The organism is Amycolatopsis vancoresmycina, from assembly GCF_000716785.1.
GTDB lineage: Bacteria > Actinomycetota > Actinomycetes > Mycobacteriales > Pseudonocardiaceae > Amycolatopsis > Amycolatopsis vancoresmycina.
Genome location: NZ_JNYY01000030.1, coordinates 73,712 through 82,151, shown reverse-complemented (window position 1 = coordinate 82,151; position 8,440 = coordinate 73,712). Strand labels below are relative to the sequence as shown.

Sequence of the window (8,440 nt, the reverse complement as noted above, 5' to 3'; positions counted from 1 at the left end):
CCATGGTCCGCTGGAGCATCATCCGCATCACCAGCCGCCGCCTCACCCAACGCACCTAAGTTCAAGAACAGGCTCTAACACTGTTTCTCACTCACGACCAGCTGCGGCAGACCACCCAGCCACCTCCCTTCCAGGCCGTCGCGCTGGTGCGACTTCGGCGGGACCCGTTTTCTGCTTTGCCCGAAGCGCTTCGGCGTCGGTGGATCGCATGAAAGGAGGCGAGCGGGCGCGGGCGGGCGGTACACGATGGACGGCAGGTGTGTCGCATCCGGATGCGACTCAGGTGAATCCAGCGGAGGAATCATGGCGGACAGTCGCAAGGTCACGATCTCTGAAGCCGACTACTTGCGGATCCTGGTCCACGGCACCACCGCGTTCGAGTTGCTGCGCACCGCGCTGGAGTTCGAGCTGTTCGAGAAGCTCGACGCCGCGGGCGGCCTGGACGTGGACGAGACGGCGGCGGCGCTCGGCATCGAGCGGCAGCCGGCGCGGATCCTCCTGCTCGGGCTCGCCTCGTTGCTGTTGCTCGAGAAGAGCGGCGACAAGTACGTCAACAGCAAGATGGTCGAGCGCAAGCTCCTGCGCGAGGGTGAGCGGTTCCTCGGCCCGCTCGTCGACATCCAGGCGAAGATCATCAACGCCACGATGGTCGACTTCGCGGAAGCCCTGCGGCAGAACACGAACGTCGGCCTGCGCCGGCTGGAGGGCCCGGGCGACACGCTCTACGAGCGGCTCACCGCGACCCCGGACCTGCAGAAGGTGTTCTACGACAACATGGGCGACGCCTCCCGGCGGGCGTTCGAGCAGATCCTCGAGAAGTACGACTTCTCCCACATCCGCCACGCCATCGACATCGCCGGCGGCGACGGCGCCAACTCCGTGGAGCTGGCCAAGCGCTACCCCGAGCTCGAGGTGACGGTGATGGACCAGGAGAGCGTGACGCGCCTGGCCGCCGACCGGATCGAGGACCCGGGCATCCGCAAGCGCGTGCACTTCCACCCGGGCGACATCCTCCACGACCGCTACCCCGAGGGCGCGGACGCGATCTTCGTGTTCCACATCTTCGAAATCTGGTCCCTGGAGCGCAACACCGCGCTGCTGCGCCGGTGCTACGACGCGCTGCCCGAGGGCGGGACGTGCCTGGTCTACAACTGGGTCAGCAACGAGGAGGGCACCGGGTCGATGGCCGCCGGGCTGGTCTCGCCCTACTTCCTCACGCTCGCTTCGGGCGAGGGCATGACCTACGCCCCGGGTGACATGGAGCGCGCCGCGCTCGACGCCGGCTTCTCCCGCGTCGAGCTGCACCCGGACATGGGCTTCAGCCACGCGCTCGTCGTCGCCCACAAGGACGCGCCAGGCCAGGTGGGCCGATGACCGAGCGGCTCGAGCAGTCCCGGGACACCCCGGAGCCGATCGCCATCGTCGGGATGGCCTGCCGCTTCGCCGGCGGCGTCGACTCTCCGGAGAAGTTCTGGCGCCTGCTCCGCGACGGCCGGGACGCGATCGGCGAGGTCCCGGAAGAGCGCTGGGCGTGGTACGCGCGGCAGAGCGGCGGGCACGCGGCCGCGCTGCGCGACGTCACCAAGGCCGGCGCCTTCCTGGACGACATCAAGGGTTTCGACGCGGACTTCTTCGACCTCACCCCGCGTGAAGCCGCGCTGATGGACCCGCAGCAGCGGATCGTGCTGGAACTGGCCTGGGAGGCGCTCGAGCACGCGGGCATCCCGCCGCGCTCGCTCGCCGGCACCGACACCGGCGTCTTCATGGGCGTCGGCGCCGACGACTACGGCCGGCGGCTCCTGGAGGACCTCCCGCGGATCGAGGCGTGGACCGGCATCGGCAGCTCGTTCTGCGCGGTGGCCAACCGGGTCTCCTACGCGCTGGACCTGCGCGGGCCGAGTGCCGTGGTGGACACGGCGTGCTCGTCGTCGCTGGTGTCGATCCACCTGGCGGCGCAGGCCCTGCGCGCCGGGGAGTGCCCGGTGGCGCTGGCCGGCGGCGTGCTGATCATGGCCGCCCCCGGCCTGTCGCTCGTCCTGGACGCGGCCGGGGCCACCTCCCCCGACGGGCGCTGCAAGTCGTTCGACGCCGCGGCCGACGGCTACGGCCGTGGCGAAGGCGGCGGCATCGTCGTGCTCAAGCGGCTTTCCGACGCCGAGCGCGACGGTGACCACGTGCTCGCGGTGCTGCGCGGCAGCGCCGTGCACCAGGACGGCCGGACGAACGGCATCATGGCCCCGAGCGGCGACGCGCAGGCGCACCTGATGCGCCGCGCGTACGAGGCGTCGGGGATCGACCCGGCGACGGTCGGCTACGTCGAGGCGCACGGCACCGGCACCCGCGCGGGCGACCCGCTGGAGGCCGCGGCGATGGCGGCGGTGTTCGGCAAGGGCCGTCCGGTCGACGAGCCCTGCCTGATCGGCTCGGTCAAGCCCAACATCGGCCACCTGGAGGCGGGGGCCGGCGTCGCCGGCGTCATCAAGGCCGTGCTGGCCCTCCAGCACGCCGAGATCCCGCCCAGCCTGAACTGCACCGAGCCCAACCCGGCCATCCCCTGGGAAGAAGCGCGGCTGCGCGTGGTGACCGGCCGGACCCCGTTCCCGGAGTCGGCCGGTCCGCGCCGGGCCGGGGTGTCCGGGTACGGCTACGGCGGCACGATCGCGCACGTCATCCTGGAAGAAGCGGGCACCGAAGCCGCCCAGCCGTCCACGGAGGACTGCGGGGCCGCCCTGTTCCCGGTGTCCGGCGCCAGTCCCGAAGCGCTGCGGAAGAACGCGGGCCGGCTCGTCGGCTGGCTGACCGGGCACCGCGACGTCGACCTGACCGACGTCGGGCACACCCTCGCCGTGCGGCGGCCGCACCTGCCGCACCGGGCCACGGTGTTCGCCGCGGACCGCACCGAGCTGGTCAACCGCCTCGGCGAGGTCGCCGTCTCGGGCCCGGACTCGGTGGCCGGGCCGGCCGCGGCCGCCGGGGTCGTCTGGGTCTTCTCCGGCCACGGCTCGCAGTGGATCGGGATGGGCCGGGAGCTGCTGGACACCGATCCCGTCTTCACTGAGGTGTTCGACCGGCTGGAACCGATTTTCACCGCCGAACTCGGCGTGTCGCCGCGGGCCACCGTGCGCTCCGACGCCCGGCAGCCGGTCGACGTGATCCAGCCGATGATCTTCGCGATGCAGGTGGCGCTGGCCGAGACCTGGCGCGCGCGGGGCCTGCGCCCGGCCGCGGTGATCGGGCACTCGGTCGGCGAGATCGCCGCCGCGGTCACCGCCGGCGTGTTCTCGCTGGAGGACGGCGCCCGGCTGGCCTGCCGGCGCTCGGTGCTGCTGCGCCGGGTCGCGGGCCAGGGCGGCATGGTCATGGTGGCGCTGCCGCCGGAGGACGCCGAAACCCGGCTCGCCGGGCGCACCGACCTCGCGGTCGCGGTCGCCGCGGCGACGACGTCGACCGTGGTTTCCGGTGACGTCACCGCGATCCAGGAGTTCGCCGACCAGCTGCGGGCGGAGGGCACGGGCGGCCGGCTGGTCGACTCGGACGTCGCCTTCCACAGCGCGCACATGGACCCGCTGCTCGACGAGCTGGCCGCGGCCGTGAGCGACCTCGAACCCCGGCCCGCCGGGCTCCCGCTCTACAGCACCGCGTTGACCGACCCGCGTGCGGAAACCGTGCGCGACGGCGCGTACTGGGCCGGCAACCTGCGCAACCAGGTGCGGTTCGTCCAGGCGCTGACCGCCGCGCTGCAGGACGGCTACCGGCTGTTCCTCGAGGTGTCGCCGCACCCGGTCGTCGAGCACTCGATCAACGAGACGTTCGACGGGCTCGGCATCACCGACGGGTTCGCCACCCACACCCTGCGGCGGGCCAAGCCGGAACGCGAAACGATGCTGACCAACCTCGGCCTGCTCTACGGGAACGGCGCCGAGGTCGACTGGCGGGCCCTGTGGCCCGAAGGCGGCGTCGCCGACCTGCCGACGTACTCGTGGCAGCACAAGCCCCACTGGGCCGAAGAGCCCGAGGCGCCGACGTCGGTGGCCGAGCACCACGACGTCGCCGGCCACACGCTGCTCGGCGGGCGGACCGTCGTGCGCGGCACCACCCCCGCGCACGTCTGGGCGACCCGGCTCGACCGCGATTCGCGGCCCTACCCCGGCAGCCACCCGGTGCGGAACGTCGAGATCATCCCCGCGGCCGTCCTGCTGAACACCTTCGCCACGGCGGCGGCCGCCGTCGGTCCGTGGTCGGACCTGGCCGAGGTGTCCCTGCGCGTCCCGGTCAGCGTCACCAGCCCGCGTGACCTGCAGGTGGTGCTGCAGGACGGGGCGATCCGGCTGTCCAGCAGGCTCAGCCGGAAGGACACGCCCGCCCAGAACGGCACCGAGGGCGCCGGCCGGGCCGACAGCGGCTGGGCCACCCACACCACGGCCACGATCGAGCCGCGCACCGCGCCGGCCGCCCAGGCGCCCGCGGAGGCCGCCGAACGGCTGCCGGCCGGGTTCGTCATCGACCGGCTGGCCTCGCTCGGCGTCGCCGCCATGGGCTTCCCGTGGGTCGTCGAAGAGATCCACCGCGGTGACGGCACGCTCGTGGCCACCGTCCAGGCCGAGCCCGAACCCGGGACGCTGCGCAACACCTGGGCGTCGGTGCTCGACGCGGCCCTGTCGACCGCGTCGGTCGTGTTCACCGGGCCGCCGATCCTGCGCATGCCCGCGCACATCCAGCGGGTCTCGCTCGGCGACACCCCGCCCGCGCGGGCCACCATCACCGTGCGGCAGACCGGGGACCTCACCGTCGACGTCGAGATCACCGATCCGGACGGCGTCCTGGCCGGGCGGATGGCCGGGCTGCGCTACGGCGTGCTGGACGGCGCGCCGTCGGCCGACTCGGGCACCGGCGTCAACCCGCGCGAGCTGGTCCACCCGATCGGCTGGCAGCCGGCGGACCGGACCGAACCGGCGGAGCGCCGGCCGGCCGTGCTGGTCGGGCCGGACAGCGCGCTGATCGGCCGGCTCACCGAGCGGCTCGCCGGCGCGGCGGTGCCGTTCCGCGTCGTCACCGGCCCGGACGAGCTGACCGAGGACGAACTGTCCGGCGGGCACGACGTCCTCGTCGTGCCGGGCCGGGCCCGGCCGGGCACGACGGGTTCGGCGGCCACCGGGACGTCGTGGCTGCTCGCCGCCACCGCCCAGCGGCTGGCCTCGGGCCAGTCCCGGTTGTGGTGCGTCACGCAGGGCGTGCGCCGTGGCGCGGACGAAGCCGCGCTCGCCCACGCCTCCGCGTGGGGCGTCGGGCGGATCATCGGCGGCGAGCACCCCGAGATCTGGGGCGGCGTCGTCGACGTGGGCGACTCGCCCGAGGACGTCCCGGCGCTGCTCGACGTGCTGAGGACCGTCCGCGGTGAGGACGTCGTCGCGATCCGGGAAGGCGAGCCGCTGGTCCCCCGCCTGCTCGCCCTCGACGGTGAGGCGCCGGGGCGCCTGCGCGGCTGCCAGCCGGACGGCACCTACCTGGTCACCGGCGGGCTCGGCGTGCTCGGCCTGCGGGTCGCGCAGTGGCTGGCCGACCGGGGAGCGCGGCGCATCGTGCTCGCCGGCCGCCACGGGCTGCCGCCGCGGGACACCTGGGACACCGAGACCGACCCGGAGACGGTGGCGCGGCTCGACGCCGTGCGCTCGCTGGAGCGGCTCGGGGTCACCGTCGTCGCGGTCGCGGTGGACATCGCCGACCACGACGAGGCCGCCCGCCTGCTCTCGCCCGCCGCGCTCGGGCTGCCGCCGTTCCGCGGCGTCGTCCACGCGGCCGGGGTGCTGGACAACCGCGCGCTGCGCACCCTCGACGAGGAGTCGCTGCGCACGGTGCTGCGCCCCAAGGTGGACGGCGGGCTGACCCTGCACAAGCTGTTCCCGCCGGGCAGCGTGGACTTCTTCGCGCTGTTCTCCTCCAGCGGCTACCTGCTCGGGCTCCCGGGCCAGGCCAGTTACGCGGCGGCCAACGCGTTCCTCGACGCGCTCGCCGCGCACCGGCGCGCCGCCGGCGACCGCGGGACGACCAGCTTCGGCTGGACGTCGTGGCGTGGCCTCGGCATGTCCACCTCGTCGGCGATCATCGACGTCGAGCTGGCCGCCCGCGGCACCGCGGACATCGCCCTCGCCGACGCGTTCGCCGCGTGGGAGGTGGTCGAGCAGCACGACCTCGGGTACGCGGCCGTGCTGCGCACGGTCCCGCTGGAACCGGGTGACCACCGGCTGCCGGTGCTCTCGGCGCTGCCCGAGGACACCCCGCAGGACGACGGCGGCGAGCCGGAGCAGGACGAGCCGTGGGCCGGGCTGACCGGGCCGGAGCTGGTGGCCGTGCTGACCGGCGAGATCCGCGCCCAGGTGTCGGCGGAGACGCAGCTGCCGGCCGCCGAGGTGGATCCCCGCCGTCCGCTGGTCGAGATGGGCCTGGACTCGGTGATGACGGTCCGGATCCGGCGCGGCCTCGAGCGGCGGTTCGGCCTGCAGCTCCCGTCGACCCTCTTCTGGGACCGGCCGACCGTCGAAGCGGTCGTCGAGCTGCTCGCCGAGCGGCTCACCCCGGTGGAACTGGAGCAGGCGGCGTGAGCGACGACATCCTCGAGCGGGTGGTGCCGTGGCCCGCCGACCTGGCCCACGCGTACCGCGCGGCCGGCTGCTGGCGCGGCCGCCCGCTCGGGTCGTACCTGTGGGACTGGGCGCGGCGGCGTCCGGACCGGGTGGCCATTGTGGACGGTGAGGTCCGGCTGACCTACCGCGAACTGGCCGAGCGGGCCGACGGCCTGGCCGCCGGGTTCGCGGCGAGCGGGCTGGCCCGCGGCGACACGGTCCTCGTGCAGCTGCCGAACCAGTGGGAGTTCGTGGTCGTCACGCTCGCCTGCTTCCGGCTGGGGGTGGCGCCGGTGATGATGCTGCCGCCGCACCGCGAGCACGAGCTGGCCTCGATCGGCGCGCACGTGCGGGCCAAGGCCCTGATCGTGCCGGACACCCTCAAGGGGTACGACCACCAGGACCTCGCGGAGCGGGTCGCGGCGACGCTGCCCGGACCGGCGCGGGTGCTGGTGGTCGGCGACGAGGTGCGGGCGGGCAACGTCGACGTCCGGGGCCTGATCAAGCAGTCCGGCGATCCGGAGGCGCGCCGGCAGTGGCTGGACGAGCACGCGCCGGCTGCCTCCGACGTCGCGGTGTTCCTGCTTTCGGGCGGGACGACGGGCGTGCCCAAGGTGATCGGCCGCACCCACGACGACTACGAGTACAACATCCGCCGGTGCGCGGCCGCGTGCGGGTTCGACCCGGACACCGTCTACCTGACGGTGCTCCCGGCCGGGCACAACTTCCCGCTCGCCAACCCGGGCATCCTGGGTGCGCTGTACGCCGGCGGCCGGGCCGTCCTGCTGCCGTCACCGCGTCCGGAGCCGGTGTTCGAGGCGATCGAGGCGGAGGGCGTCACCGTGACGTCGGCCGTCCCGGCGGTCGTGCTCAAGTGGATGGAAGCGGCGGCGGCGAGCCCGCGGGACCTGCGCACCCTGCGGCACGTGCACGTCGGCGGGTCAGTGCTCGCGCCGGAGGTCGCCGCCCGCATCGGGCCGTCGCTGGGCTGCCGGGTGCAGCAGGTGTACGGGATGGCGGAGGGCCTGGTCTGCTACACGGCCCCGGATGCGGCCGACGAGGAGGCGCACGGCACGCAGGGCCGGCCGATCAGCCCGTTCGACGAGCTGCTCCTGGTCGACCCGGACGGCGAGCCGGTGGCCCCCGGCGAGGTGGGCGAACTGCTCACCCGCGGCCCGTACACCCCGCGCGGCTACTTCGGCGTGCCGGAGGTCAACCGGCAGTCGTTCACCCCGGACGGCTGGTTCCGCACGGGCGACCTGGTGCGCCTCACACCGGCGGGCAACGTGGTCGTGTGCGGCCGGGTCAAGGACCTGATCAACCGCGGCGGCGAGAAGATCTCCGCCGCGGAGGTCGAGACCCTGGCCCAGGAGCTGCCGGCGGTGGCGGAAGCCGCCGCGGTGGCCATGCCGGACCCGGCGCTGGGCGAGCGGGTCTGCCTGTTCGCCCGCCTGCACGCGGGCCACACGCTGACCCTCGAGCAGCTGTGCGCCGCGCTCACGGCCCGTGGTTTGGCGGCGTTCAAGCTGCCGGAGCGCCTGGTGGTGCTGGACGCCTTCCCGCACACCGCGGTCGGCAAGGCGGACAAGAAGGTCCTGCGCACGATGGTGTGAGAGCAGGGGAATGAAGACGGGCCCGGCGTGTGGTGGCGCCGGGCCCGTTTTCGTCCTTGTGGCGCGTGGCCGGGTGGTCGTGAGTGTTTAGACGCGTTCTAACCCTCCTAAACACTCACGACCACAGCGGCAGGGCTGGGACCGCACCCGCAAACGACGGCGGCGCACCGGCCGGAGCCGGTGCGCCGCAGTTGAGGTTGCATCAGC

Annotated in this window: 3 protein-coding genes; all 3 read left to right on the top strand. The window is 73.8% G+C overall.

The window, feature by feature from the left end; all coding sequences use genetic code 11:
- Positions 1 to 303: 303 nt before the first annotated feature.
- From OO60_RS41445 to OO60_RS41435, 3 genes are read left to right on the top strand one after another with little or no spacing between them, the layout of a single operon-like run.
- The gene (locus OO60_RS41445; protein ID WP_003086614.1) at positions 304 to 1,374 is read left to right on the top strand and encodes a methyltransferase; all 1,071 of its coding nucleotides are present in this window, start codon (positions 304 to 306) and stop codon (positions 1,372 to 1,374) included.
- Positions 1,371 to 6,599: a type I polyketide synthase gene (locus tag OO60_RS41440; protein ID WP_003086619.1), complete on the top strand. Its 5,229-nt coding sequence runs from the start codon at positions 1,371 to 1,373 to the stop codon at positions 6,597 to 6,599. Before OO60_RS41445 ends, OO60_RS41440 begins: the two co-directional genes overlap by 4 nt.
- The gene (locus OO60_RS41435) at positions 6,596 to 8,233 is read left to right on the top strand and encodes a (2,3-dihydroxybenzoyl)adenylate synthase (protein ID WP_003086622.1); all 1,638 of its coding nucleotides are present in this window, start codon (positions 6,596 to 6,598) and stop codon (positions 8,231 to 8,233) included. The genes OO60_RS41440 and OO60_RS41435 overlap by 4 nt, the downstream gene beginning before the upstream one ends.
- The last annotated feature ends 207 nt before the right edge of the window (positions 8,234 to 8,440 follow it).